Below are 25,877 nucleotides of genomic sequence, written 5' to 3' on the forward strand. Positions count from 1 at the left end.
TGCGGAATAGAATTAGCGGGTGAATTGCCCCCAAGACGACGTCCTGATCATTGGCGCCGGTGCCACCGGCTTGGCCACTGCATTGGCCCTTTCCGAAGCTGGGCGACAAGTGCGCGTGCTGGATGCCGGTCGTCTCGGCGGCGCAACGTCGCACGGTAACTGCGGCACCATTACGCCCAGTCATGCGCCACCCTTGGCCGCGCCCGGCGTGCCAATGCGCGCGCTGCGTTGGATGCTGTCACCGCAGGCGCCGCTGTATATCCCGCCACGTTTTGATCCGGCGCTGTGGCGTTGGCTGGCGCGCTTTGTCGCCCGCTGCAATCAGCATGATTGGTTGCAGAGCACGCAAGGCCGCGCGGCCTTGTTGAACGACTCGCGGCAGCGTTTGAGTGGTTGGGTGCGTCACTACCGGCTCGACTGTGAATTCGCCGAAAAGGGCCTGGATTACGTGTTCCGCGAACAGGCCAACTTCGAACGACACGCGCTTGAATGCGAGGCATTGCAATCATTGGGCATCGCCACGCAGGTGATCGACGGTATCGACTATCTGCGGCAGGAGCCTGCATTCAATGAAGGCATCGTCGGCGCGATCCGCTTCCCCGGGGATGCCAGCCTGCGGCCGGATCGTTACACCGCCGAACTTGGCCGGGTATTGCGTGCGCGCGGCGTGGTGATCGAAGAACACTGTGCGCTGCTGTCGTTTGAACCGCAGGTGCGCGGCGTGCGCGTGCAGACCGCGAAGGGGGAGCGCCGTGCGGCTGAGCTTGTCCTCGCTGCTGGCGCATGGTCGCCGCAGTTGGTGCGCAGTGTGGGCCTGCGCATGCCGATCCAGGCCGGCAAGGGATATTCGATCACCAGCAGTCAGCCGATGCAGGTGCCGAGCCGCCCCGTGGTGTTGAAGGACCGCTCGGTATTCGCGATCGCCTGGAAGGGGCAGATGCGTCTTGGCGGGACGATGGAATTCTCCGGGCACGACAGCCGCATGAATGAAACCCGCCTGCAGGCGTTGGAGCAGGCGGCGCATCTGTATCTGCGCCAGCCGCTGGGCGAGACCAGGCATCAACGCTGGTACGGCTGGCGGCCGATGACATGGGATGACATGCCCATATTGGGGCGTTCGCCCCGGCATGCTCACGTCTGGCTAGCGGCCGGGCATGGCATGCTCGGCATCAGCATGAGCAGTGGGAGTGGACAACTGATGGCTGATTTGATTACCGGGCGGGCACCTGCCATTGATCCTGCGCCCTATCGCGCGGAGCGTTTCCAATGAGTGCCGATGCTTACGATGTCGTGGTGATCGGCGGTGGCTCCGGTGGGTTGGCGGCGGCATTTCGCGCCGCAGGGCACGGTGCCAAAGTCGCGATGCTGGAGCCTTCGCCACTGGGCGGCACCTGCGTCAACGTGGGCTGCGTGCCGAAGAAAGCCATGTGGCTTGCAGCAGATCTTGCCGAGCGGATTGGTCTGGCGTCACGCATGGGCTTTGACGTGCCCGCTGAGCCGGCGCTGGATTGGGCGCAGCTGGTACAACGGCGGCAGGGCTATATCGCCAATATTCATGCCAGCTACCAGAAGCGTCTGGACGAAACCGGCGTGGCCCGCATCAGTCGTCGTGGCCGTCTGCTGGATGCGCATACGGTGGAGTGCGATGACGGTACCCAACTGCGTGCCCAGCACATCATCATCGCCACCGGTGCGCATCCGTTGAAGCCAGGTATTCCAGGCGCGGAACTGGGCGGCGTGTCTGACGACTTCTTTGCCTTGCAGTCGCGCCCGGCGCGCGTGGCGATCATTGGCGGTGGCTACATTGCCGTGGAGCTGGCGGGCGTATTGCGCGCACTGGGCAGCACGGTGGCGTTGCTGGTGCGCGGCCAGCGCCTGCTGGGCCATTTTGATGCGGAGGTGTCCGAGCAATTGGCCGAGAACCTGCGCCTGCAGGGCGTGGAGCTGCATTTCGGCTGTGAAGTAAAAGCGCTGGAGCGCCAGTATGGCCGCGTGCGCGCGGTGCTGCAGAACGGGCCGGAGCATGTTGTATTCGACAACGTATTGTTCGCTACCGGGCGCGCGCCGAACACGCATGCGCTTGGCCTGGAGCAGGTGGGCGTGGTGCTGAGCGAGAAGGGCGCCATTGAGGTGGATGCTTACCAGAACACCTCCGTGCCGAGCGTCTTTGCGGTGGGTGATGTCACTGGCCGGGTGACGTTGACGCCGGTGGCCATCGCTGCGGCACGTCGCTTGATGGATAGGCTGTACGGCGGCCAGGCCGATGCCCGGCTCGACTACGACAACGTGCCCAGCGTGGTATTTGCGCACCCGCCATTCGGCACTGTGGGATTGAGCGAAGAAGAAGCGCGTAAGCGTTTCGACAAAGTGACCACGTATCACAGCCGTTTCCGGCCCATGCTGCAGGCGCTGGGAGATGGTGACGTGCGCACGGTATTCAAAATGGTCTGCGCGGGCGATGACGAAAAAGTGGTGGGCATCCATCTGTTGGGTGAAGGCGCCGACGAGATCCTGCAGGGTTTTGCGGTGGCCATGAAGGCGGGGGTCACCCGCAGGCAGATGGAAGACACCGTGGCGATTCATCCCACTTCGGCCGAAGAAGTGGTGTTGATGCGTTAAGGAGACTTGAGCGAGACGGTGAGAGGGCTGAAGCCGAGCCAAGCAACTATGGCGCTACGGCATCGCCCCTCTTTCCATTCCTGCGCGTCGCGCAAGGATGGAGTTGGCTCATGCAATCGCGGGCAATGCTGCGGTGTCATTTCTCCAGATTCCTTCCTCCCGCAACGCCAAGCGACGGACTGGGGTGGGAGGTTTTCAGCGACTGGCCTTCTTCTCCCCTTACCCATTGCTGCCGCAGGTATTCCCGCTCCCTGCAGCGCATCGCCGATAATACGCACCCCCCGCGATCCCCTTCGCCGATGAACGTTCCACTCCGGCCCACCGGTACAACGCTACCCACCAGCTCCCGTCGCTTGCTGATCAATGGCCTGCTGTTGGCCGGCACGGGCGCCATTGCTGCTTCCGGCAAGGCGGTGATCGTCAAGCTGGCCTATCGTCACGGCGCCGATGCCACTGCATTGCTGGCGCTGCGGATGATGGTCGCGTTCCCGTTCTTCATCGTCATGGGCATGTGGGCGGCGCGACGCGCGCAGCCGTTGTCACGCGGGGATATGGGGCGAGTAGTGCTGCTGGGTTTCAGCGGTTATTACCTCTCCAGCTATCTCGACTTCCTCGGGCTGCAGTACATCAGCGCGACGTTGGAGCGATTGATTCTTTATCTCAGCCCAACCCTTGTGGTGCTGATCGCGCTGGTGATGCTCAAACAACGGCCCACACGCATGCAGGTGGCAGCCTTGCTGGTGAGCTATCTCGGCGTGCTGCTGGCGTTCGGGCACGACATCCAGCTCGATGGCCAGCGCACGCTGACCGGCTCAGCCTTGGTGTTTGCCAGTGCGCTCAGCTACGCGGTCTATCTGTTCGGCAGCGGGCAGGTGGTGGCGCGTATCGGTGCGGTACGGCTGACGGCCTACGCCAGCATGGTGGCCTGTGTGTTGTGCATCGGCCAGTACCTGTTGTTGCAACCGGTGAGTGCGTTGTGGACCTATGCGCCGCAGGTGTATTGGCTGTCGCTGCTCAACGGGACGGTCTGCACCGTGTTGCCGGTGCTTGCGATCATGGTCGGGGTCAAGCGCATTGGCTCGTCGCTGGCAGCGCAGGTGAGTATGCTGGGGCCGGTTTCCACCATTGTGCTGAGCGTATGGCTGCTCGACGAACCGATGGGCCCGTGGCAGAGCGCAGGCACCGTGCTGGTGCTGGCGGGCGTGCTGCTGGTCGGCAGCGGCATAGCGAAGAAGCGGTGAGCGAGATACCGGCTGCCGCTGCTGGCGATCCGACCGCGGGCCATGTCCGCATTCTTGAAACGATCCGCGCCATTCCGCGCGGTCAAGTGTTGGGCTATGGCGAAGTAGCGGCCAAGGCCGGTTTACCGGGCCGCGCGCGGCTGGTGGCGCGGCTGCTGGGCAGCAATGATGACCCGGAGTTGCCGTGGCACCGGGTGCTGCGCTCGGATGGGCGCATCGCCATGCCTGAAGGCTCGCGCGGTTGGCGCGAGCAGAGTCAGCGTCTGCGCGCCGAGGGGGTGGCCGTGGAGAACGGCCGGGTGAAGCGGGCCAAACCGCCACGCACGCTGGATGAAGCGATCTGGGGGCCGGGCTAGCCGCTGCGGCTATCATGGGCAGGAGTTCTCCCGGATGCCGCCATGTTCCCGCGTTTGCCCAAGATCACCCAGACGTTGTTGATTGCCAACGTCGCCCTGTTCCTGCTGCAGCAGTTGCCGCAGACCACAGGCATTTTCAATCTACTGGTGTTGTGGCCGTTGGGCTCGCAGGAAGCCTTCCTGGACTCGCCCGGCTTCGAGCCGTGGCAGTTGCTGACGTACGGCTTCCTGCATGGCGGCTTTGGTCACTTGTTCTTCAACATGCTGGCGCTTTTCATGTTTGGCGCGCCGCTGGAGATGACTTGGGGCGAGAAGCGCTTCCTTACCTATTACATGGTCTGTGTGGTTGGCGCTGGCGTATGCCAATTGGTGGTGGCTTCGCTGTTTGGCGAGTTCAACCCGGTGCTGGGTGCGTCCGGCGGCGTGTTCGGCCTGTTGCTGGCGTTCGGCATGCTGTTCCCGAACCAGCGCGTAATGCTGCTGTTTCCCCCCATCCCGATGAAGGCACGCACCTTCGTCATCGTGTTCGGTGCCATTGAGCTGCTGCTGGGGTTCACCGGCTGGCAGCCCGGCGTGGCGCACTTCGCGCACTTGGGCGGCATGCTGTTCGGCTGGTTGCTGATCCGTTATTGGCGCGGGCAACCGCCGTTCAACAAGCGCGGCCCGCATCTGCGTCGGGTGAAGTAAGCGCAGGTTTTGACGTCTTAGTTGCAGATGACCGAAAACAACAGACAGCAAAAAGGCGCCTTGCGGCGCCTTTTTGCTGTTTGAAGAAAGAGCTTGTTTCTACAGTGCTCAAGCGCCGCTCATGTCGCAGCGCTTACTCACTTCGTAGCCCTCTTCACTCACGCCTGCCTCAACGCCAGATCTTGATCTGATCGGCATCGGTGCGCTGCATCGGCTGGCCCGGCTTGCAGGTGAAGGTTGCGCCGAAGGCCGGCAGATTGGACAGCGGGGCGTTTGCACGCCAGCGGCCCGGTGCACGGACGTCCGAGGCCAGGCGCTGCACGGCATCGTTCGGCGACAGCTGCTGGGCCCACAGTGCGGTCCAGCCCTTGAAGAACGACTGCTTGTCGGCCGCGGAGGCATTGGCCTGGGTGGCGCTGAAAGCTTCCCATGCGATTTCCACGCCGGAGATGTCGGCCATGTTCTCGTCGCGGGTCAGTTCGCCGTTGACCTTGGCATCCTTCACGCCCGGGAAGGCATAGCCGCTGTACTGCGCGGCAACACGGTTGCCCAGCAGCGTCCATGCGCTCTTGTCGGCTGGCGTCCACCAGCTGCGCAGCTCACCCTTGGCGTCGATCATGGCGCCCTTGGCGTCAACGGCGCGGCTGACTTCGTGCGCGACCAAGCCACCGAACGCGCCGAACTTCTCGGCGCTGCTGGCCGACTCGGCGAAGATCGGGCCCTGCAGCGCAGCGGCAGTGACGATCAAACGGTTCTGCGCGATGTCGTAGCTGATAGCTGGCTGCTGCGGCAGCACGTCCCAGCGGCGGTCGGCGTTGCCCTTGCCGATGCGCTTCATTTCCTGCGCGTGGCGCCACGTGGAAGCGATCAGCATGTTGCCGCCGAAGCTGCCACGGCCCATCGGCTGCACGGTGTAATCCAGGTCACGCAGCGGGGTGCCGATTTCGATCTTCATCGCGGCCAGCTTGGCTTCGGCTTCGGCCTGGGCTTCGGGGCTCAGCCAGGTGCTGCGCTTGATCGCGGCAATCTGTGCCTCGCGGATCTGGTCGACCATCACGCCGGCCTGACGGCGCAGGTCACGCGGGAGGTAGGTGTTGGCGTACTCGTGTCCCACCATCGGGCCGGCGGCAATGTTGATGGCGTCGAGCACCACGTCGGTGCGTGCCGGGGCGATGGTCTGACCACGCAGCACGCGGCCACGGAATTCGAACTCGGCATCGCGGTAGGCCTTGGACAGGTACGGCGCCATCGAGTCGCCCACGCGCCAGCGCAGGTAGGCCTTCCACTGGGCTGCCGGCAGGCGCGTGACCATGGCGTTGAGCTGCTGGAACAGCGCCGGGTCAGCCAACGAGACCAGGTCGTCATTGACGCCCTGCGCTTTGAGGAAGGCGTCCAGTTGCAGGCTGCGGTAGCGGCTGAGGTCCTTGGTCGGGACCGGCGCGTAGTTGTTGAACGGATTGTTGATGTCGGCTACCGAATGCGCGCTGCGCGCCAGTTCGGTTTCCAACTGGATGACCAATGCCGACTCGGCGTCGAGTTTGTCGGCCGGGGTGCCGGTCAGGGCGAGAATCTGCTTCACATACGCACGGTAACGGCCCATCAATGCGACGGTATCGGCATCGGTGCGGGTGTAGAACGCCGGGTCGGGCAGGCCGGTGCCGCCCTGCATGAAATAGCCGATGTGGCGATCCAGTGCCCTCAGGTCCACGTCCGGGGCGAAATTGAAAGCCACCGGAATGCCAACCTGGTGCAGCGCTGCGATCGAGGCCGGGATGTCCTTGGCCTTCTTGATTGCATCGATGCGGGTCAGCAGCGGGGCGATCGGCTTGGAGCCATCGGCTTCCACCGCCGCTTCATCCAGGCCGCTGGCCCAGAAGTCGCCGAGCAGCTTCTGCACGTTGCCCTGCGGGCTGTTCATCGAACGGTCCAGCAGCTGGCGCTGCTGATTGCGGGCGTTGTCGGCCAACTGGCTCAGTGCAGTGACCGCACCGGTCTGCGGAACCGGGTTGGCCTTGAGCCAGTTGCCGTTGGTCAGCTCGTAGAAATCGGTGCAGGCCGCGCTTACCGCTGGCGCCCGTGCCGAGGACTTCTTGCGCGCCGCCTGGGCATCGTTCGTGGACAGGACGGCCACCAGGCTGAAAGCCAGGGCGAGGGACAGCGGGCGAAGGGTAGGCATGTAGTGCATATCCGCAGAAGGACAAAGTGGGCGGAGTTTACCAAGCCGATGGGCGCTTGGCGCCGGGGCACGGTCGCGGTTTTGCGGATCAGGCCCCTCGGAGCGACCTTTGTCGTGCGGCTGCGAATACAGGCAGCTTCGCGGCCTGGGCCGCTCCTACAGAAAGCCGGAAAGAGGAAGGCCCGGCAATGCCGGGCCTTCTTGCTTACGCACGCAGCTTTACCGCAGGGCGGCAATTACCAGATGACCACCTGCTTGTCGCCAGCGCGGACCATCGGCGTGCCGGCCTTGCACTGGAATGCAGCAGCGAAGGTCGGCAGGTTTGACGGCGCACCCATGGCACGGAACTGTGCCGGGGCGTGCGGATCGGTTGCAAGGCGGACCTTGGCGTTTTCCGGGGTGTACTTGGTACGCCACACGGTCGCCCAGTTGGCGAAGAAGCGCTGGTCGCGGCTCAGGCCTTCGACCTTCGGGTCTTCCTTGCCGGCGCTGGCCTTCTGCAGGGCGTCGTAAGCGGTCGCCAGGCCACCCAGGTCGGCGATGTTCTCGCCCAGGGTCAGCGAGCCATTGACCTGCTGGTCGCCCACCTTGTACTCGTTGAACTGGTTGACCAGCTTGCCGGTCAGGCCAGCGAAGCCCTTCGAGTCAGCTTCGGTCCACCAGTTTTCGAAGTTGCCGGTCGGTCCGAAACGGCTGCCCTGATCGTCGTAACCATGGGTCATCTCATGGCCGATCACCGCACCGATACCGCCGTAGTTGAGCGCGTCGTCGGCGTTGATGTCGAAGAACGGCGGTTGCAGGATGGCAGCCGGGAACACGATCTCGTTCTGCAGCGGGTTGTAATAGGCGTTGACCATCTGCGGGGTCATGCCCCACTCGGTCTTGTCCACCGGCTGGCCGATCTTGCCCAGCGCCCACTTGTAGTTGAAAGCGTTGGCGGCGCGCACGTTGCCCAGGTAGTCATCGTGGGTGGTGCTCAGGCCGCTCCAGTCGCGCCACTTGTCCGGGTAACCGATCTTCGGGGTGAAGGTTTCCCACTTGGCGATGGCCTTGGCCTTGGTTTCATCACTCATCCACGCCAGGCCCTGGATGCGCTCCTTCAGCGCGTCGGCCAGGTTCTTGACCAGCACTTCCATCTTGGCCTTGGCTTCCGGCGAGAAGGCGACCTTGACGTACATCTGGCCGAACGCTTCGCCGGCATTGTTTTCAACCGTGCCGAGCACCTGCTTCCAGCGCGGCTTGATTTCCTTCTGGCCGTTCAGTTCCTTGCCGTAGAACGCGTAGTTCTCCTGCACGAAAGCGTCGCTCAGGAACGGCGAGGCGCCGTCCACGGTGTGGAAGCGCAGGTAGGCGCGCCATGCAGCCGGGTCGGTGTCGCCCAGCATCTTGCTCACTTCCTCATGGAAGCTCGGGATGGCCAGTGAGAACGACGCCGGTGCCGCGATGCCCTGGGCCTTGAAGAACTCGGTCCAGCTGAAGTTCGGGGTCAGCTTGTCGGCATCGGCCACGGTGACGGGGTTGTAGTACAGCGAAACATCGCGCGAAAGCTCGACGCTGGACTTGGATGCCTTGGCCAGACGGGTTTCAAACTTCACCACGTCATCAGCCTGCTTGGCGGCATCAGCAGCGGCCACGCCCGACAGTTCCAGTACCTTGGCGACGTGCGCCTTGTAGGCGTTGAGCTTGTCGGCCTTGCTGGCATCGGTGTAATAGGTGGTGTCCGGCAAGCCCAGACCGCCCTGACTGGCGTAGGCCATGTTCATGGACGAATTCTTGAAGTCCGCTTCCGGGCCGAAGCCGAACAGCACGTTCTCGCCCTTGGCGGCCGTGCTGCGCAGGTAGTCGGCGATGGCGGCCTTGTCCTGCAGTGCATCGATCGCAGTCAGGTCGCCCTGCAGCGGGGTGATACCCAGCGAGTTGATCTTGGCCTCATCCATACCGGCGGCCCAGAAATCGCCGACGATCTTCTCGATGCCAGTGGCGTTCTTCATCGCAGCGGCCTGCTCGGCCAGCTGGTGCTGCACGGCGACCGAGCGCTCGTCCAGGATGGTGAAGGCGCCCCAGCTGGTACGGTCGGCCGGGATTTCGTTGGCGTTGAGCCACTTGTCGTTTACATAGCCGCCGAAATCGGTACAGGCGTCTTTGCTGGTGTCGAGGTCGGCCGCGGTGAAGGCGTTGTAGGCTGGCAGCTTGGATTCGTCCAGCTTCAGTTCGGTGGCGGCAGCTGCCGGAGCGGTAGCCGGGGCAGCCGGGGTTTCTTCCTTCTTACAGCCGACCAGCGCAGCCGAGACGGCCAGGGTCAGCAGGAGAATTTTTGGGTTACTAACGATCACGGGATTGGCCTCCAGGCCGTTTGCAGTGCACAGGTGTGGCCCCGCAACCAGGGCCGATCGCAGAAGATACGCCTGAAACTGATCGGCAAGGGGTGTCGAAGGTAATGCCCGGCCGGGTGATCCTGCGGCCCGCAGCAAACCTGTTCCCTCCCTTTCACACGGCAAACGGGGAGGGCGGATGAGGGGGTTCCAACCCGCAAAGTCCGTACTTCTCTTCTGCGTTAGCCCGAGGTAAATGCATTCCCATGGCCGGCGTTTCCCCACCAGTGCTATACAACGCCCATGACCCAGACATCAGCCAAGCAGTGGGACGCGATCCTCATCGGTGGAGGCCATAACGGCCTGGTCTGCGCGGCGTATCTCGCCAAGGCGGGCAAGCGGGTACTGGTACTCGAGCGTCGCACGGTAGTGGGCGGCGCAGCGGTGACCGAGGAGTTTCATCCGGGTTTCCGCAACTCCGTGGCGTCTTATACGGTGTCGTTGCTGCAACCCCGGGTGATCGCTGACCTGGAACTTGAGCGTCATGGCCTGCGGGTTGTGTCGCGCCGGATAAACAACTTCCTGCCGCTGCCGAATGGTCAATATCTGCTGGCCGGGGGCGGTCGCACGCAGGCCGAGGTGGCGAAGTTTTCGCAACGCGATGCAGAGCGCCTGCCCGAATATGAGCGACGGCTGGAAATCTTCGCCGACGTGCTCCGCGCCCTGGCGTTGCAGGCACCGCCCAATGTGACGGACGGTAATTGGCTGCGCGCGCTGCCGGAACTGTGGAAGGCCGGCAAGCTGGGCCTGCAATTGCAAACGCTGGACGCGGGGCTGAAGCAGGAATTGTTGGATCTGTTCACCATCTCTGCCGCCGAGTATCTGGATCGCTGGTTCGAGAGCGCAGCGATCAAGGCGCTGTTCGGTTTCGACGGCATCGTCGGCAATTACGCCAGTCCGTATGCGGCAGGCACGGCGTACGTGCTGTTGCATCATGTGTTCGGCGAAAGCAACGGCGTCAAAGGTGCGTGGGGGCACGCCATCGGCGGCATGGGCGCGATCACCCAGGCGATGGCGCGTGCGGCGATGGAAGCGGGTGTGGAAATACGCACCGACGTTGCCGTCAACAAGGTGCTGGTCGAGCAGGGCAAGGCGACCGGTGTCGTCACTGCAACCGGCGACGTGCTGCGTGGCAAGGTCATCGTCGCCAACGTCAATCCCAAACTGTTGTACGAGCGATTGTTGGATGCCGCCGATGTGCCACCGGCAACACTTGAGCGCATGGGGAACTGGCGTTGTGGCTCGGGCACGTTTCGCATGAATGTCGCGCTATCGCGACTGCCTGAGTTCACCGTGTTGCCGGGGCAGGGCGATCACCTCACCGCCGGCATCATCATCGCGCCGAGCCTGGATTACATGGATCGCGCGTACGTGGATGCACGCCAACACGGATGGTCGCGCGAACCGGTGGTCGAAATGCTGATCCCCAGCACGTTGGACGATTCACTCGCACCGCCTGGGCAGCATGTCGCCAGCCTTTTCTGCCAGCACGTTGCCCCGCAGTTGTCCGATGGACGCAGTTGGGATGACCACCGCGAAGAAGTCGCCGATCTGATGATCGCCACCGTCGACAAACATGCGCCGGGCTTTGCGGATTCCGTCCTCGGCCGGCAGATCATGAGTCCGCTCGACCTGGAGCGAACCTTCGGCCTGATCGGTGGCGACATCTTCCACGGCGCGTTGAGCTTGAATCAGATCTTCAGTGCGCGCCCGATGGTGGGCCAGGCCAACTATCGGGGTGCGATTCCCGGCCTCTATTTGTGCGGATCGGGCACGCATCCGGGTGGAGGGGTGACCGGGGCGCCGGGGTTTAATGCGGCGCGGGAAATTCTGATGACGCGTTGAATTTCTTGTGTGGGCAGTTTTTGTTGTAGCTGCTGGTAAATACAAAAAAAAGGGAGGCGACTTTCGTCGCCTCCCTTTCCTAACTAAAACAGCCAGTTTCTATCAGAACTTGTACTTCAGACGCACGAACGGGGTGCGGCCATAGTAGTCGTACTGCGTTGCGAAGGCCGGAATGTTGCCGTAGCGGGTAGCCGACCCGGTGGAAACCTTTGGTGGTTCGGCATCGAACACGTTGGAAACACCAACGAGAATCTGCCAGTCAGCCTGGTCGTAGCTCAACGATGCCGTGTGGTAAATCCCAGTATTCGCCGTGATATCACGGAACGAGTTCGGGCGGCCTTGATAGGTGACTTGTTCCTTCAGATCCTTGTTTTCAGTTTTTCCGATGTACTGCGTCAACCAGTTGTAGGTCCAGTCACCACGCTTCAAGCTGAGTCCCAAATTGGCTACCAGATCAGGACGGCCAATGAAGCCGAGTTGATCAGAATCCGACAAGCCACTGGCTTCTGCGCTATCAAATAGCTGCATGACGTCTTCCAGTGTGTAGGTTACCTGGGTGTCCAGTGCCAGCTTTCCAAAGCCGAACTCCTGTTCCCAATTCAAGGTCATGTCCCAACCACGGGTACGCTGCTTGTTGATGTTGACGTACTGTGCATATACCTCCTTGATCTTGTACGCCTCACCGCCAGTAGCTGGATTGCGAACCATCAAGTCGCAGAACTTGTTCGGAAAGTTGGAAGCACCGTAGCAGCCACCAACGATGTCGCCGGCATCCAGCGCCGAGATCTGGTCACTGACTTCATAGTCGAAGTAATCGATCGCGATGCTGAGGTTGGCGAACGCCGGTGTGAACACCAAACCTGCGCTCTTGGCGCGCGAGGTTTCGGGCTTGAGCTGACCCGCACCACCACTGGTATATACAATAGCGCTGCTGTTGCCTGCTGCGGTGTAGTCGCCGGGAATACCAGCAGCACCGCAGTTGGCTCGGATGTTGTCGTTGGTGCTCTCGTTCCAGCGGATGCACGGATCGATTCCGGTCTGGCCGAGGAAGCCGCTCTGGTTGCCCAGATAAAGCTCGTACAGACCGGGAGCACGATACGACGTGCCGAGAGTGCCGCGAAGGCGCAGGGCCGAGTTGATCTGCCAATTCAGGCCGAGCTTCCAGACATTGTCAGTGCCATCGATCGAGTCATACTGGAACATGCGGCCGGAAGCGTTGAGACTCAGCGATTCGATGCCAGTGACACCCTTGATGAGCGGGACATCAACTTCCAAGAATGCTTCTTTGACCTTGTCGTCACCCTTGGTGACGTTGGCGCTAGATGCTCCCCACATGTTTTGGTTACGGGTTTGTTCGCCCGGCTGATCATCGATTTTGTAGTAGCGATACTCCAGGCCAGCCGCTACGCCAACCGCACCGGCGGGTAGCTCGAAAGCTTCACCACTGAACACGGCGTTGATCGCAGTTTGATCGTAGGTGGTCTTGCCCTTGTCCCAGAGCCCTAAAATGCTGACTAATTCATCAACCTTGGCGCCGCTGAGGTAGCCCGGGTCGAAATAGTTGGCAGCTGGAGTGTCACCACCGTTCGGCTCAGTCAGATCGCCTGTAAGCGAGGTATTGATGCCCAGGTCGTTGTATGTGCCACTGGAGCGGCTGTAGTTGGCGTTAACCTCCCAACCCCAAGTATCGGTGCCCTTAAAGAGACCATCGAGCTTGTTGGCGAAGTAGAAGTAGTCAACCTTTGTTTGATTGATCGACTTGAATGGCATCACCGGCATGGCGTAAGCCACATCGCCACCTGCGGGGCCTTCGACGACCGGGAAGAATTGACGCCACTGGAAGTTATTGGTTTCGCGCTGGTTATAAAGGAACTGAGTTTTCCAGTTGAATGAATCGAAGCCAAAGTCCGTAGCCAGGTAGGCGGACTTACGTTCCTGACGATTCATGATGTGCGCTTGACCCCAGCCGGGGAAGTTCAGCGGCTCTTCGTAATAGGCGACATCATTGTTGGCGTAAGTTTTGTTGTTACGCGGGCGATAGCCCGGGAACGGGCCAATCGTGCTGCCATCCGGCGACGGCACATAGCGCGTGCCGAGGTCGTAATCGTCGATGACGTTGTGCAACATGTTGTTGCAACCGCCGTACGGGGTGTTGCCGTAGATCGAATGGTCTTCGCGGTCAATGCGGTTGCCATCTGCATCCTTGATCAGGTCTTCCGAGCAGTTGAGGAAGTCGCGGTCGCCGCGAGTCATTTCGTTGTGGCGGTACCACTCGACGGCAGCGACGACGCTGCCACGCTCGAAGTTCCAACCATTGGCCAGCGAAGCGGCGAAAACTTCACCGCCACCATGTTGCGGGATGCGCGAAGTAACGGTCAGCTCCGGGCGATCGAAATTCTTCTTGGTGATCAGGTTCACAACGCCTGCAACGGCATCAGAGCCATAAATCGACGATGAGCCGTCCTTCACGATCTCGGCGCGCTGCAGCACGGCGGTCGGAATGACGTTCAGGTCGAATGCGCCAACAGCACCGCGGGTGCCTGCCGGGCCGGGACGCTGGCCATCCAGCAGAACCAGGGTGCGGTTGGCGCCAAGGCCGCGCAGGGAGAATGTCTGTACGCCGGTACCACCGTCGACGACGAAACCGCCGAACTGGTGCGTGATCTGGGTTTCAGCGGCACCAATGGCCGACTTCTGCAGGAATTCACCGACGTTGACCTGGCCCTGGGCGGTGTTGGTCTCTGTTTCAATGGTAAACACCGGCGACGCGGTCTCGTAGTCGGCGCGGCGAATTAGTGATCCTGTGACGGTTACCTTGTCAAGGTCCGTGGCAGCCTTCTTGCTTTCCGAGGAGGTTGTGCTTCCGGTCGTTTCTGATACTGCTTCCTGCGCGAAGACTGGCGCTGCTTGCAGACAGGCAAGAACAGCCAGGGTTAGTGGCAGGCGAATTGGCTTCAGTTGCTCATTGGTTTTGCGCATTGTGTTGAATCCCCTTTTGTTACGCTTAAGTTAAGCGAGTGTAGGTAGCAAGAAACCTAAATGCAATATGAATTTATTTCAAATGAAATAACTTTAATTTATATTTTGTTCATATTTTTGGGTCGCATTCAGGCGGGTGATCTATGGCTTAGAGGCCTCCGGGGCCGCAGTCACTGCGCAGGAAGCTCTCCATCAGTGGGAGGGTTGCTTCGTAGTGGCGCGGGTACCAGGGCATGCTGTGCGGCATGTCGGGGATCAGCTCGAACTTGGCGGGAACCTTGGCTTGCACTGCGTTGTAGAAACTGCGGGCATGGAAGGCCGGGGTACGTACGTCGCGGTCGCCCACGTACAGCAGTACCGGGATGTTCACTTTGTCTGTGTTCTGCATGGGGTCCATGCCCTTGACGGTCTGGCCCTGCAAGATCCGCTGAAGGCGGTTCTCGCTCCACGAGGCGCCAATGCGCGCAAGGTCGGTTACGGGTGCGCCAGCAATTGCGCACTGGAATGGTGATGGGCTGCGCACCGTGGCCGCTGCGGCTGCGAAACCGCCGTAGGAGTAGCCGAAGATTGCGATGCGATCTTTCGCTGCGATGCCCTGTGAGGCCAGCCAGGCGGCGGCATCATCATTGTCATCCTGCATCGTCAGGCCCCACTGCTTATCGCCAGCGATCCAGTGCGCGCGGCCGAAGCCGGTGGTTCCTCGGTACTGCGGACGAATCACCGCATAACCACGCGAGGTGAAGAAGGGGACCCAGCCGGAGGCATCCCAGCCGGTGTAATCCCTTGCCCACGGGCCACCATGGGGGTGGACGAGCGCCGGCAATGCGCCGTCACCCTCTTTCCAGCCGGCCGGGAGGTCGAGGATGGCTGGAATCTTTCTGCCATCGCGCGCGGTGTAGCTGACCCAGCGCTGTTCGCCGATTTGATTGCTGTCCACCCACGGACGTTCGCTACCCAGCGGTGTGACGCTCTTCTTGTCCATCAGAACGTAGTACGAGGCAGGTTGGCTCGCGCTACTGGTGGTGAACAGAACCCTGGACAGGTCGTCGTTGTAGCCGGTGATCGCAACGTACTGCCCCGGGTAGGCCTGTTTCAGGCTGTCGCTGAGCGCCTTCATCTGTGGGTCCACGTACACGGCCTCGCGGTGTGGCCCGTCCACATAGAAACCCAGGACTTGATTGAAGTTGCTCGGACGGGTGCCCAGGATGAGTGCGCTGATGGGGAACTCTGGATGCGCTGCCAACGGCTCTTTGTCGAACTCCTTCTTGGCAGGGTCGTACTGCCAGGCTTGAGTCTGGTCCGAGAACTTGTCGGTGAGTACGTAAAGCTTGCCGGTGGCATCGTCAATGCCCGCGATTTCCATGCTGTAGCGATCGCTGAGTTTTGTGGTCAGTAGGTCATGTTTTTCAAACTGCCCACTGCTCTTGTTCTTGATCAGGATCTGCTGCTCGTACTCCGTCGAACCTGCTGGTTCGATCTGGGTGCGCGTAAGTAGTTCGCCATTGCGCGGGTGGAACAGACCGGGCGAGGAGCGTGTGCCACCTCGAAAGAGCAGTTCGGTCTGGCCGGTCTGCAGGTTGTAAAGGTAGTAGTTGGCCGACAGCGTGGACTGGTTGACCTGGGAAATAATGACTTTGTCTGGCTCCAGCGGCAGCGAGTGAACCAGGGATGCAGTGCCGGCGAGCTCCAGGCAACGTTGGGTTTGTTCGCTTACTCCGAGCTTCCGGGTGTTGTCTGCAAAAGCTTCGTTGAACTTGCCCTGGCTGGAATCAGTCAGGTAGGCCTTGGTGAGGAAGGTTTTGGTGGCGCCGGTCGAGTTGCCCTCGCCGCAGCCTGCTAGTTGCCCGGTGAACTCCTGACGGCCGAGTACGAGTGTCTTGCCGGCCTTCAGGGCGCTGGCCGCGATGAACTTCATGCGGTCGCCGGAGGGCGTGATGGAGGACGGCCCGGCGGCAAGGTTGTCCAGATCCCAGTTGGCCAGCGCGGTATCGCTGTAATTGCTGCCGGGGGCGCTGACGATTGCGACCAGGCGTTTGCCGTCCGAGCTCATCGTTACAGACTGAATGGCGGGAATCTTGGCGAAACTCTCGACCGGCAGTGGCGTGGGCGCGGCCAGTGACGAGGTTGCTGCGAGGAGGAGGCCTGCTGCCAAAGCGAGTTTGGCCGGAATGCGGGATTTCATGCGTGGTGCGTCCTTGACGAGTGAATTGCCTGTGCCGAATTTGTGCATCTTTTGAGTGAAGATGAACGACTGCTGTACTCGCGTCAACAGCATCAGTCGCGCTCGGTGGGCGCAAGGTCGCTGAGATGGTGCTGTGGCACTATCAGCAACGTTTTGTTTTCCAATTCAGAGATATGCAGGTAGATACGTCATCGCCGCGTTTGGCCGCTCATCGTGTGCAAAAAGGGCTTTCCCCCCATCCGCGTATCCGCAATGTCATTGCGGTCGGGTCAGGCAAGGGCGGGGTGGGTAAGTCCACTACCGCCGTGAATCTGGCATTGGCGCTACATAAGCTGGGCGCGCGGGTCGGGGTGTTGGATGCCGACATCTATGGCCCGAGCGTGCCGGTCATGCTGGGCTTGAGTGGCCGTCCCGAAAGCCCGGACAACAAGAGCATCGAGCCGTTGCGGGCGTTCGGGGTGGAGGCCATGTCCATCGGTTTCCTGATCGAACAGGACTCGCCGATGATCTGGCGTGGGCCGATGGCTACCACGGCAATGACCCAGCTGTTCAACGACACGTTGTGGGGCGACCTGGATTTCCTGCTGATCGACCTGCCGCCCGGCACGGGTGATATCCAGTTGACGCTGTCGCAAAAAATTCCGGTGGCTGGTGCGGTCATCGTCACCACGCCGCAGGACATCGCCACGCTGGATGCGCGCAAGGCCTTGAAAATGTTTGAAAAAGTCGAGGTTCCAGTGCTTGGCATCGTCGAGAACATGGCCGTGCACACCTGCTCCAACTGCGGCCACATCGAGCATCTGTTTGGCGAAGGTGGCGGCCAGCGCATGGCTGAGCAGTACGGGGTGCCGTTGCTGGGCTCGCTGCCGCTGGATATCGGCATTCGGGAGCAGGGCGATGCGGGTACGCCGATTGTGGCGTCGGCACCGGATTCGGCCGCGGCACAGGCTTATCTGGCGGCGGCGCGGCGGATGGTCGAGGAGCTGGCCAAGCGGCCACGCGCCAGCATTCCCATTCTGTCGTCGCTGCTCTAACACCGCATCGCGGTAGCTGACATGCGGGCCCCGGCATTCCCGGGGCCTTATATATATGAGTGTCCGGTCCGCTGCGGGGTACGGGTGAGTGGTGGGTCTGGGCTAGAATCGGCCACCCCGACCGCTGCAGCGCGCTGCAGCACCACGTAATCAGGATCATTGAATGAGCATCAAGAGCGACCGTTGGATCCGCCGCATGTCCGAACAGCACGGCATGATCGAGCCGTATGAGCCCGGGCAGATCAAGCAGGTGGACGGCCAGCGCATCGTGAGCTACGGCACCTCCAGCTACGGCTACGACGTGCGTTGCTCGCGTGAGTTCAAGGTGTTCACCAACATCAACTCCACCATCGTCGACCCCAAGCACTTCGACCCGAAGAGCTTCGTGGACATCGAGGCCGACGAGTGCATCATCCCGCCGAACTCGTTCGCGCTGGCCCGCACCGTGGAGTACTTCCGCATCCCGCGCGATACGCTGGTGGTGTGCCTGGGCAAGAGCACCTACGCGCGCTGCGGCATCATCGTCAACGTCACCCCGCTGGAGCCGGAATGGGAAGGCCACGTGACGCTGGAGTTCTCCAACACCACGCCGCTGCCGGCGCGCATCTACGCCAATGAAGGCGTGGCACAGATGCTGTTCTTCCAGGCTGACGCGGATGATGTCTGCGAGACCTCGTACAAGGACCGCGGTGGCAAGTACCAGGGCCAGACCGGCGTGACCTTGCCGCGGACCTGACCAGTGCGGGCAGAATAAAAAAGGGCGCGGAATTCCGCGCCCTTTTCGTTTCCAGTTGGCGGGGCTTACTTGCCGCGCCCGAACAGCATGCCGATGCCTACGGCGACCAGGATGGCCGGCCACCAGGTGGCCAGCATCGTGCCGATGTTGCCGTTGATCCAGCCCAGGTTTTTGGCCAGGAAAAACAGGCCGACGATGATCAGGATCAGGGCGGCGATCAGGTTGGAACGCATCGGCGGGAAGTCCGTTGGTGAGAAGGCGCTTATCGTAGCCGCTGGCGCCAGATTTCGACACGCTGGGCCAGCACGTCCGCATCGAAACGCTGCGCCTTGCCGTTGCCCCAGACCGGGCCGGGCCAGGCAGCATCGCCCTCGTGGCGGCCGATCAGGTGGATATGCAGCTGGCGCACAATGTTGCCTAGCGCGCCGATGTTGATCTTGGTGACATTGGGCTTCTGCTTGAGGTGCTGTGAGATCTGGTTGATCTCAGCCAGCAGCAGGCGCTGCTGGCCGCCGTCCAGGTCGATCCATTCACTGACACCCGCGACGCGCGGAACCAGTACCACCCATGGAAAGCGGTCGTCGTTCATCAGGCGGATCTGGGACAAGGGCCCGTCAGCGATCAGTACGCTGTCGGCGGCAAGGCGAGTATCAAGTTCGAAATCAGACGTCACAGCTTCGGTCATCGCAGGTTCTCGCTGAAGAAGGCCAAGGTGCGTTCGCGCGCCAGCTGGGCGCTGGGAGCGTGGTAGTGCATGCCGACCTCGCGGTTGAAGGCGTGGTCGGCCGGATACACGTATACCGGCAATGTGGGTTGCTTTTCACGGTGCGCTGCAACGGCGGCGGCCGGGATGGAGGCGTCCAGGTCGCCAAAGTGGAAGATTGCCGGGGCTTTGAAGTGGATGTCCAGGAACGGCACATTGCGCGCGCCGTAGTAGCTGGCCGATGGCAGGCCCAGCCGTTGCGCAGCCAGCAGGGCGATGGTGCCACCCCAGCAATAGCCGACGGTGCCGACCTTGCCGTAGCGCGCCAGCTGCTCGGCGGCGGCTTCGACGATGCTGACGGCGCGGTCCACGCCCAGTTCGGTCACCAGCGCCTTGCCGCGGCTGACGCCGTCGGCGTCGTAGTCCAGTTCGAGCCCGGGCGCTAGCGGGTCGAAGAAATTCGGCGCCAGCACGGCGTAGCCTTCGGCGGCGTACTGCTCGGCGACATGGCGGATATGGGCGTTGGCACCGAAAATCTCCTGGATGACAACCAGGCCGGCACGCGGCGTGCCTTCGGGCAGGGCCTGCCAGGCGCGGACCGGGCCGAGGGCGGTGGGCAGGGTGATCCATTGGGGCATGGGAAGGCTCCGTCGTGGGGAAGGGTGCAAGGTATCAATCTCTTCTCCCGCCTGCGGGGGAAGGTGCCCGAAGGGCGGTTGGGGGCTTCTGACTCTGTGAGCTAGAAGCTTCCCCTCACCCCAACCCCCGCTCCGCGCCCGGGTCCTTGCGCCAGCGCAAGGGCGCTCGATGGGCAGCGAACCGGTGGTTCGCAAGCACTGGCCCTCTCACCCCGCAGGCGGAGGAGGGGCTTATGAGTCTGTCCGGCGATGGGGGCTTGGAGATCAATATCTTGCTTAGCCCCGTTAAGCCAGTTGCAGGGCGTGACGGCCGGGGGCCGGTATAATCGCGGGCTCTCCGGCCCTGTGGTCATTCCGGCCCCGGCCTTCAGAATTTTGTGAACATGTCCCAGCTGAACCCCAAAGTCGGCTTCGTCAGCCTTGGCTGCCCGAAGGCTCTTGTCGATTCCGAGCGCATCCTCACCCAGTTGCGGGTGGAGGGCTATGACATCGTGCCGTCCTACGATTCGGCCGATGTGGTGGTGGTCAACACCTGTGGCTTCATTGATTCGGCGGTGGCCGAGTCGCTGGATGCCATTGGTGAGGCGATGAGCGAGAACGGCAAGGTCATCGTCACCGGTTGCCTGGGCAAGAAGGGGGACATGATCCGTGAGCACTACCCGGATGTGCTGTCGGTATCCGGCCCGCAGGACTACACCAGCGTGATGGACGCGGTGCATGCCGCGCTGCCGCCCAAGCACAATCCGTTCGTGGATCTGGTGCCGGACTACGGCATCAAGCTGACCCCGCGCCATTACGCCTATCTGAAGATTTCTGAAGGCTGCAATCACCGTTGCAGCTTCTGCATCATTCCGTCGATGCGTGGCGATCTTGTTTCGCGCCCGGTCGATGAGGTGTTGCGTGAGGCCGAGCGTCTGGTGAAGGGCGGCGTGCGCGAATTGCTGGTGGTGTCGCAGGACACCTCGGCCTACGGCGTGGACCGCAAGTATGCGCCGGGCACCTGGCGCGGCAAGGAATACGCCACGCGCATGAAGGCGCTGTGCGAAGGCCTGTCCGAGCTGGACGCGTGGACGCGTCTGCATTACGTCTACCCGTATCCGCACGTCGACGACGTGGTGCCGCTGATGGCCGAAGGCAAAATCCTGCCGTACCTGGACATCCCGTTCCAGCACGCCAGCCCGCGCATCCTCAAGCTGATGAAGCGCCCGGGCGCGGTCGACAAGACGCTGGAGCGCGTGCTGCGCTGGCGTGAGATCAGCCCGGACATCACTGTGCGCTCGACCTTCATCGTCGGCTTCCCTGGCGAGACCGACGCCGAGTTCGAACAGTTGCTCGACTTCCTGGACGTGGCCCAGCTCGACCGCGTGGGCGCATTCGCGTACTCGCCGGTCGATGGCGCCACCGCCAATGACCTGCCAGACCCGGTGCCGGAAGAAGTGAAGCAGGAGCGTCTGGCACGTTTCATGGAAAAGCAGGCGGCCATTTCTGCGGCCAAGCTTGAATCCAAGATCGGCACCGTGCAGCAGTGCTTGGTCGATGTGATCGAAGACGGCATCGCCGTGGCCCGTTCCAAGGCCGATGCGCCGGAAATCGACGGGCTGGTGCATATCCAGAACGCTACGGAAGCCAAGCTGCGTATCGGTGATTTCGTCAATGTCGAGATCACGGAAAGCGACGAACACGATCTTTTTGGCGACGCCATCATCGAGGCGGCCGGCAATCCGTTCGACCTCAAGGTGCTGTGACCGAATCAGCATCTGAATCCGGTGCCGGCACTGCCCGGCGCCGCTTCATTGCGCCACCGCGCGAGCAGGTGGACGCCGCCTGCTTCCAGCATCCGTTGTTTGCGGAATTTTCTGCGTGGTACACGTTGATGGCCAGCGATGCTTGGCCCGATATCGACGTGCTCAATGCGCGTATGCCGTTGCCGGGGCGCTGTTTCGTCACGCAGGACGCGGCGTTGCTGGAAGACGGCCTGCACTACGAAAGCCGCATCTTGCAGGGGCGCATCGCCACACGCCTGCAGAACTGGCATGACCTGTTCAATGCCATGGTGTGGGCACGGCATTCGGCTATCAAACACGCACTCAATGCACAGCAATGCACGCACATCGCACGCATGGGGCAGAGCGCACGTAATGCCGGGCAGCAGGCGTTGACCCAATTCGACGAAACCGGCCTGATTGTGCGGGTGCGCGATGCGACTCTTTTGGATGCCTGGGATGCGCATGACTGGTCAGCGTTGATGCATGCGAATGCAGCGCGGTGGCGCAGCGGCGATATCGCCATCGCGGGTGTCATCGGCCACGCGCTGATGGAACAGATGCTGGTGCCAGGGCGGTTGCTGGTCGGCAAATGCCTGGTGGTGCAGGGCGAAGATGAGGCCGCCTGCATTACGCGTGTTGCCGAAGCGATCCTTGAAGGTGAAGTGCTTGCGGCACCTGCGGAACTGCGCCCGTTGCCGTTAGCCGGCATACCCGGTTGGCATTCGCAGCAGGACACGCATTTCTACGCGCAGGCGGACTACTTCCGCCCGTTGCGCGAAGGCCGCGTGTACCCGCGGCCCTTGCGTTGATCAGCCTTCGTAACTGACGTCGATCAGCACGAAGCGGGTGACGCCGCTTGGCAGTTCGACCGCAAACTCATCGTCGATACGCTTCTTAAGCAGGGCACGCGCCAACGGCGAGTCGATGCTGATGTAGCCGGTGGGCGCGTCGGTCTCGTCCGGGCCAACGATGCGGTAGGTGTGGCTTTCGCCGGAGGCTACGTTTTCCAGTTCCACCGTCGCGCCGAAGAACACGGCCTCTGGATCGCTGGGCGTGGTGTCGATCACGCGCAGGGCTTCCAGCCGCTTGCTCAGGTAACGCACGCGGCGGTCGATTTCGCCCAATTGCTTCTTGCGATAGGTGTATTCGGCGTTCTCGGAGCGGTCGCCTTCGGCCGCCGCCGCCGCCAATGCCTTGACCACTTCCGGCCGCCGCTGGCGCCATAGTTCGTCCAGCTCCGTCTTCAAACGGGCATGGCCTTGCGGCGTGATCAGCGCAGTGCTCTTTTCTGCCGGGGGGCGCCAACGACCCATGGGCTCAGCGCTTGCCGCCAAAAATGCCGCCGAGGATGCCGCGCACGATCTGATTGCCCAGCTTGGTGCCCACGGTACGCGTGGTCTGTTTGGCCATGGTTTCGATCATGCCCTGGCGACGCTTGGTGCCGAAGATCGCGTCCTTGATGCTCTGCCCAAAGCCACCTTCCTGAGTGTCGTCCTGCTCGCGGGTGCGCGCCTTTGGTGTGTCGGCTTTCTCAACGGTTTTTTCAGCGCGTTGGGCCAGCAGCTCGGCGGCTGATTCACGGTTCACGGCGGTGTCATAGCGGGTGCCAACCGAGCTGCCGGCACGCACCTGAGCACGCTCGGTATCGGTGATCGAGCCCATGCGGCAACGCGGCGGTGCGATCAGTGTTTTCTGTACTGGCGAGGGAATGCCCTTGTCCTGCAGCGTGGAGACCAGCGCTTCGCCGGTGCCCAGTTGCGAGAGCGTGGCAACCACGTCGAGTTTTGGATTGGGGACGAAGGTCTCGCCGGCGGTCTTCACTGCCTTCTGGTCACGCGGGGTGAAGGCGCGCAGCGCGTGTTGCACGCGGTTGCCGAGTTGGCCAAGGATGTTGGCGGGCACGTCGTCCGGGAACTGCGAGCAGAAGTACACGCCCACGCCCTTGGAGCGGATCAGGCGCACCACCTGCTCGATGCGCTGCACCAGTGCTGGGGGAGCGTCGTCGAACAGCAGGTGGGCTTCGTCGAAGATGAAGACCAGTTTGGGCTTTTCCAGGTCGCCCACTTCCGGCAGCTGCTCGAACAGTTCCGACAGCAGCCACAGCAGGAAGGTGGAATACAGGCGCGGCTTGAGGATCAGCTGCGCGGCGGCAAGGATGCCGATCACGCCGCGGCCGTCATGGTTGACGCGCATGATGTCGGCCAGTTCCAGCGCCGGCTCACCGAAGAAGGCTTCGCCGCCGTCCTGCGACAGGCGCAGCAGCGAGCGTTGGATGGCGGCCACCGACTGCGCGCTGACCAGCCCGTATTCGGTGGAGATGTCCTTGCGTTCCTCGGCCACCAGATTGAGCAGGGCGCGCAGGTCGTCCAGGTCGAGCAACAGCAGGCCACGGTCATCGGCCAGCTTGAACACGATGTCGAGCACGCCGGACTGGGTGTCGTTCAATTCAAGAATGCGCGAGAGCAGGGTGGGGCCCATCTCGCTGACGGTCGTGCGTACCGGGTGCCCGAGCTTGCCGTAGAGATCCCAGAACACCACCGGACTGGCGGCAGCGGCATAGTCCGTCACGCCGATGTCGGCCGCGCGCTGGGCCAGCTTCTCGCCACCGTCGCCGGCGACCGCAAGGCCGGCGACATCGCCCTTCACGTCGGCCAGGAACACCGGCACACCCAGGCGCGAGAACCCTTCGGCCAGCGTCATCAGGGTCACCGTCTTGCCGGTGCCGGTTGCGCCAGCCACCAGGCCATGGCGGTTGCCGAAACGCGGGAGCAGGGTGACGGCGATGTCGTCGGTGACGCCTTTGCCGAGCAGGATCGGGTCCATGGAGGCACTCATTGATGAATGAAGGGGGATTCTAACGGCCGACTGTATCGGTGCGGTGGCATTGTTGCCCCCGGACAAGTCCGGCGGCTACCCTGCTGGACCTTTCGCCTGCAGTGTCGCTGATGCCTGTTTCCCTGTTCTCGGTTCGTCCCTTGCCGCTGCTGGTGGCTGCCACGTTGTTGACCGTGATGCCGGCCGCGCACGCTCTTTCTGCCCGCGACAAGGCCAAGGTAGATGCCATCGAGGCGCGCATGACCGCCGCAGAGAAGCGCTACAACGATGCGCTGGTGCTGGTAACCAACGCCGATCCCAAGGGAACCCCGGAGGCCGACGCGGCGCTGGAGGACATGGAGGACGTGCTCACTGCCTGCATCGCGCAGAAGGGCTGCCAGGTCAGTGGCCTGCTCACCACCTACAAGCGTCTGCTCAAAAAGCAGTCCGATGGCACCGCTGAGGAAGCCGACGAGGATGTCGGGCCGCTGGAAGCCGACCCGGACCATATCGCGCCGCTGGTCGCCAATGTGCCCGAAGCCGCGCGTGCGGCAGCATTGCTGAACGATCATCGGCATGCGTTCGATGAGATGGTCGAATACAACCCGGCCATCCAGGCCGGCATCCGTCGCTGGCTCACCGACATGCGCCCGTCGCTGCTGACCAGCTACGAGAACTACATGAACCTGCGCGCGGTGATGTGGCCCGAGTGGGAAAAGAACGCGCTGCCCGAAGCGCTGTTGTTCGGCATCATGGCCAAGGAATCCAATGGTCGCGTGCATGCGTCTTCGCGCGTGGGCGCAGCGGGCCTGATGCAGTTCATGCCGGCCACCGGCCGCCGTTTCGGTCTGGGCCCGGACGGCACCGGTTTCGATACACGCTTCGACCCGCGCAGCGCCGCTGAGGCCAGTGCGGCCTATATGAATGAGCGCATGCGTGGGCTCAATAAGAACATCGAATACGCCTTGGCGGCCTACAACGGCGGCGAAGGCCGTGCTGCTCGCATCTATCGCGAGGCCGGTGGGCAGAGCTTCTGGACGGATTCGGCCTACAACCAGTTCCCCGGCGAAACCAAGGACTACGTGCCGATGGTGATCGCTGCCGCGTGGATATTCCTGCACCCGCAGCAGTACGGCGTGGAGTTCCCCAAGATCAGTGCGCAGCCGGCGACGATCCGTCTGGCCAAATCCACCACCATTTATGAGCTGACCATCTGCCTGGGCAGTAACGGCACCCGCGATGGCTACATGCGTGCGCTGCGCAACCTCAACCCGCGTTACGAGGCCGACGGCTGGATTCCGGCTGGCACCACGATCAATGCCACCACCCGCATTGCCGGTCTGTACAACCGCTATTGCGTGAGTGGTCCACGTGCAGACCTTGCGCGCGCGCTGATCACCGCCGATATCAATACGGCGATCAAACGCCCGTCGGCGGCGGCGTTTACCGGCAGTGTGGCAGTGGGTGACGTGCAGGCCCTGCAAGCGGCGCAGGCCGCGCCGCCAGTGGCAACGCCGGCACCGCGTCCCGCGCCCGCACCGGCTCGTCGTGCCGCGCGCAGCTACACCGTGGTACGGGGCGACACCTTGGGCAGCATCGCCAATCGTTTCCAGTGCGGTGTTCCCGCACTGGCGCGAGCCAATGGCCTGCGTGCACCTGCCTATGCGCTCAAGCCCGGGCAGAGCCTGAAGCTGGAAGGCTGCCGCCGCTGAGTGCGGTTGACGCTGGA

General features: G+C 62.4%; 20 protein-coding genes. 11 read left to right on the forward strand and 9 right to left on the reverse strand.

All coding sequences use genetic code 11. From position 1 onward, the window contains the following. Positions 1-19 precede the first annotated feature (19 nt). From PAN08_RS10820 to PAN08_RS10840, 5 genes are all read left to right on the forward strand, one after another. Positions 20-1,270: an FAD-dependent oxidoreductase gene (locus tag PAN08_RS10820; RefSeq protein ID WP_269791521.1), complete on the forward strand. Its 1,251-nt coding sequence runs from the start codon at positions 20-22 to the stop codon at positions 1,268-1,270. Further along, a complete protein-coding gene (gorA, locus tag PAN08_RS10825; RefSeq protein WP_269791522.1) occupies positions 1,267-2,619 on the forward strand; it encodes a glutathione-disulfide reductase in 1,353 nt (450 codons plus the stop codon). The genes PAN08_RS10820 and gorA overlap by 4 nt, the downstream gene beginning before the upstream one ends. Before the next feature lie 299 nt (positions 2,620-2,918). Next, positions 2,919-3,860, forward strand: coding sequence for a DMT family transporter (locus PAN08_RS10830; RefSeq protein ID WP_269791523.1), 942 nt, complete (start codon positions 2,919-2,921; stop codon positions 3,858-3,860). Then, positions 3,857-4,216, forward strand: a complete 360-nt coding sequence (locus PAN08_RS10835) for an MGMT family protein (RefSeq protein ID WP_269791524.1) — start codon at positions 3,857-3,859, stop codon at positions 4,214-4,216. Before PAN08_RS10830 ends, PAN08_RS10835 begins: the two co-directional genes overlap by 4 nt. 42 nt (positions 4,217-4,258) lie before the next feature. Then, on the forward strand, positions 4,259-4,903 hold the full coding sequence (locus tag PAN08_RS10840; RefSeq protein ID WP_269791525.1) for a rhomboid family intramembrane serine protease: 645 nt from the start codon (positions 4,259-4,261) through the stop codon (positions 4,901-4,903). Positions 4,904-5,072: 169 nt separating this feature from the next. Here the strand turns inward: PAN08_RS10840 and PAN08_RS10845 are convergent, their stop codons facing one another. Then, positions 5,073-7,079 (reverse strand): M13 family metallopeptidase, encoded by a 2,007-nt coding sequence (locus PAN08_RS10845; RefSeq protein WP_269791526.1) that lies wholly within the window; start codon positions 7,077-7,079, stop codon positions 5,073-5,075. A gap of 236 nt (positions 7,080-7,315) precedes the next feature. After that, positions 7,316-9,409, reverse strand: coding sequence for a M13-type metalloendopeptidase (locus PAN08_RS10850; RefSeq protein ID WP_269791904.1), 2,094 nt, complete (start codon positions 9,407-9,409; stop codon positions 7,316-7,318). A gap of 285 nt (positions 9,410-9,694) precedes the next feature. Here PAN08_RS10850 and PAN08_RS10855 point away from each other — a divergent pair, with 285 nt between their 5' ends. Then, positions 9,695-11,296 (forward strand): NAD(P)/FAD-dependent oxidoreductase, encoded by a 1,602-nt coding sequence (locus PAN08_RS10855; protein ID WP_269791527.1) that lies wholly within the window; start codon positions 9,695-9,697, stop codon positions 11,294-11,296. 102 nt (positions 11,297-11,398) lie between these two features. Here the strand turns inward: PAN08_RS10855 and PAN08_RS10860 are convergent, their stop codons facing one another. After that, complete coding sequence (locus PAN08_RS10860; protein ID WP_269791528.1) at positions 11,399-14,275, reverse strand: TonB-dependent receptor; 2,877 nt, start codon at positions 14,273-14,275, stop codon at positions 11,399-11,401. Positions 14,276-14,423: 148 nt separating this feature from the next. Then, positions 14,424-16,457: a prolyl oligopeptidase family serine peptidase gene (locus PAN08_RS10865; protein WP_269791529.1), complete on the reverse strand. Its 2,034-nt coding sequence runs from the start codon at positions 16,455-16,457 to the stop codon at positions 14,424-14,426. A 173-nt stretch (positions 16,458-16,630) separates the two neighbouring features. Here PAN08_RS10865 and apbC point away from each other — a divergent pair, with 173 nt between their 5' ends. Beyond that, positions 16,631-17,491, forward strand: a complete 861-nt coding sequence (gene apbC / locus PAN08_RS10870) for an iron-sulfur cluster carrier protein ApbC (RefSeq protein ID WP_269791905.1) — start codon at positions 16,631-16,633, stop codon at positions 17,489-17,491. A 163-nt stretch (positions 17,492-17,654) separates the two neighbouring features. Next, the gene (gene dcd / locus PAN08_RS10875; RefSeq protein WP_269791530.1) at positions 17,655-18,227 is read left to right on the forward strand and encodes a dCTP deaminase; all 573 of its coding nucleotides are present in this window, start codon (positions 17,655-17,657) and stop codon (positions 18,225-18,227) included. A 65-nt stretch (positions 18,228-18,292) separates the two neighbouring features. Here the strand turns inward: dcd and PAN08_RS10880 are convergent, their stop codons facing one another. From PAN08_RS10880 to PAN08_RS10890, 3 genes are read right to left on the reverse strand one after another with little or no spacing between them, the layout of a single operon-like run. Beyond that, positions 18,293-18,460, reverse strand: a complete 168-nt coding sequence (locus PAN08_RS10880; protein ID WP_170183049.1) for a DUF5668 domain-containing protein — start codon at positions 18,458-18,460, stop codon at positions 18,293-18,295. Positions 18,461-18,489: 29 nt separating this feature from the next. Next, a complete protein-coding gene (locus tag PAN08_RS10885; RefSeq protein ID WP_269791531.1) occupies positions 18,490-18,912 on the reverse strand; it encodes an HIT family protein in 423 nt (140 codons plus the stop codon). Next, on the reverse strand, positions 18,909-19,568 hold the full coding sequence (locus tag PAN08_RS10890; RefSeq protein ID WP_269791532.1) for a dienelactone hydrolase family protein: 660 nt from the start codon (positions 19,566-19,568) through the stop codon (positions 18,909-18,911). Before PAN08_RS10890 ends, PAN08_RS10885 begins: the two co-directional genes overlap by 4 nt. Positions 19,569-19,951: 383 nt before the next feature. Here PAN08_RS10890 and rimO point away from each other — a divergent pair, with 383 nt between their 5' ends. Both rimO and PAN08_RS10900 read left to right on the forward strand, forming a co-directional pair. Beyond that, positions 19,952-21,313, forward strand: coding sequence for a 30S ribosomal protein S12 methylthiotransferase RimO (gene rimO / locus PAN08_RS10895; RefSeq protein WP_269791533.1), 1,362 nt, complete (start codon positions 19,952-19,954; stop codon positions 21,311-21,313). Next, positions 21,310-22,143: a DUF3025 domain-containing protein gene (locus tag PAN08_RS10900; protein WP_269791534.1), complete on the forward strand. Its 834-nt coding sequence runs from the start codon at positions 21,310-21,312 to the stop codon at positions 22,141-22,143. The genes rimO and PAN08_RS10900 overlap by 4 nt, the downstream gene beginning before the upstream one ends. On the opposite strand, the gene greB is transcribed toward PAN08_RS10900, so the two are convergent. Both greB and PAN08_RS10910 read right to left on the reverse strand, forming a co-directional pair. Next, positions 22,144-22,647, reverse strand: coding sequence for a transcription elongation factor GreB (gene greB, locus PAN08_RS10905; RefSeq protein WP_269791535.1), 504 nt, complete (start codon positions 22,645-22,647; stop codon positions 22,144-22,146). Between the two features lie 4 nt (positions 22,648-22,651). After that, positions 22,652-24,157 (reverse strand): helicase HerA-like domain-containing protein, encoded by a 1,506-nt coding sequence (locus PAN08_RS10910; RefSeq protein ID WP_269791536.1) that lies wholly within the window; start codon positions 24,155-24,157, stop codon positions 22,652-22,654. Between the two features lie 122 nt (positions 24,158-24,279). Here PAN08_RS10910 and PAN08_RS10915 point away from each other — a divergent pair, with 122 nt between their 5' ends. Beyond that, on the forward strand, positions 24,280-25,860 hold the full coding sequence (locus PAN08_RS10915; RefSeq protein ID WP_269791537.1) for a transglycosylase SLT domain-containing protein: 1,581 nt from the start codon (positions 24,280-24,282) through the stop codon (positions 25,858-25,860). The last annotated feature ends 17 nt before the right edge of the window (positions 25,861-25,877 follow it).

This window comes from Stenotrophomonas sp. Iso1, assembly GCF_027497995.1.
Lineage (GTDB): Bacteria > Pseudomonadota > Gammaproteobacteria > Xanthomonadales > Xanthomonadaceae > Stenotrophomonas.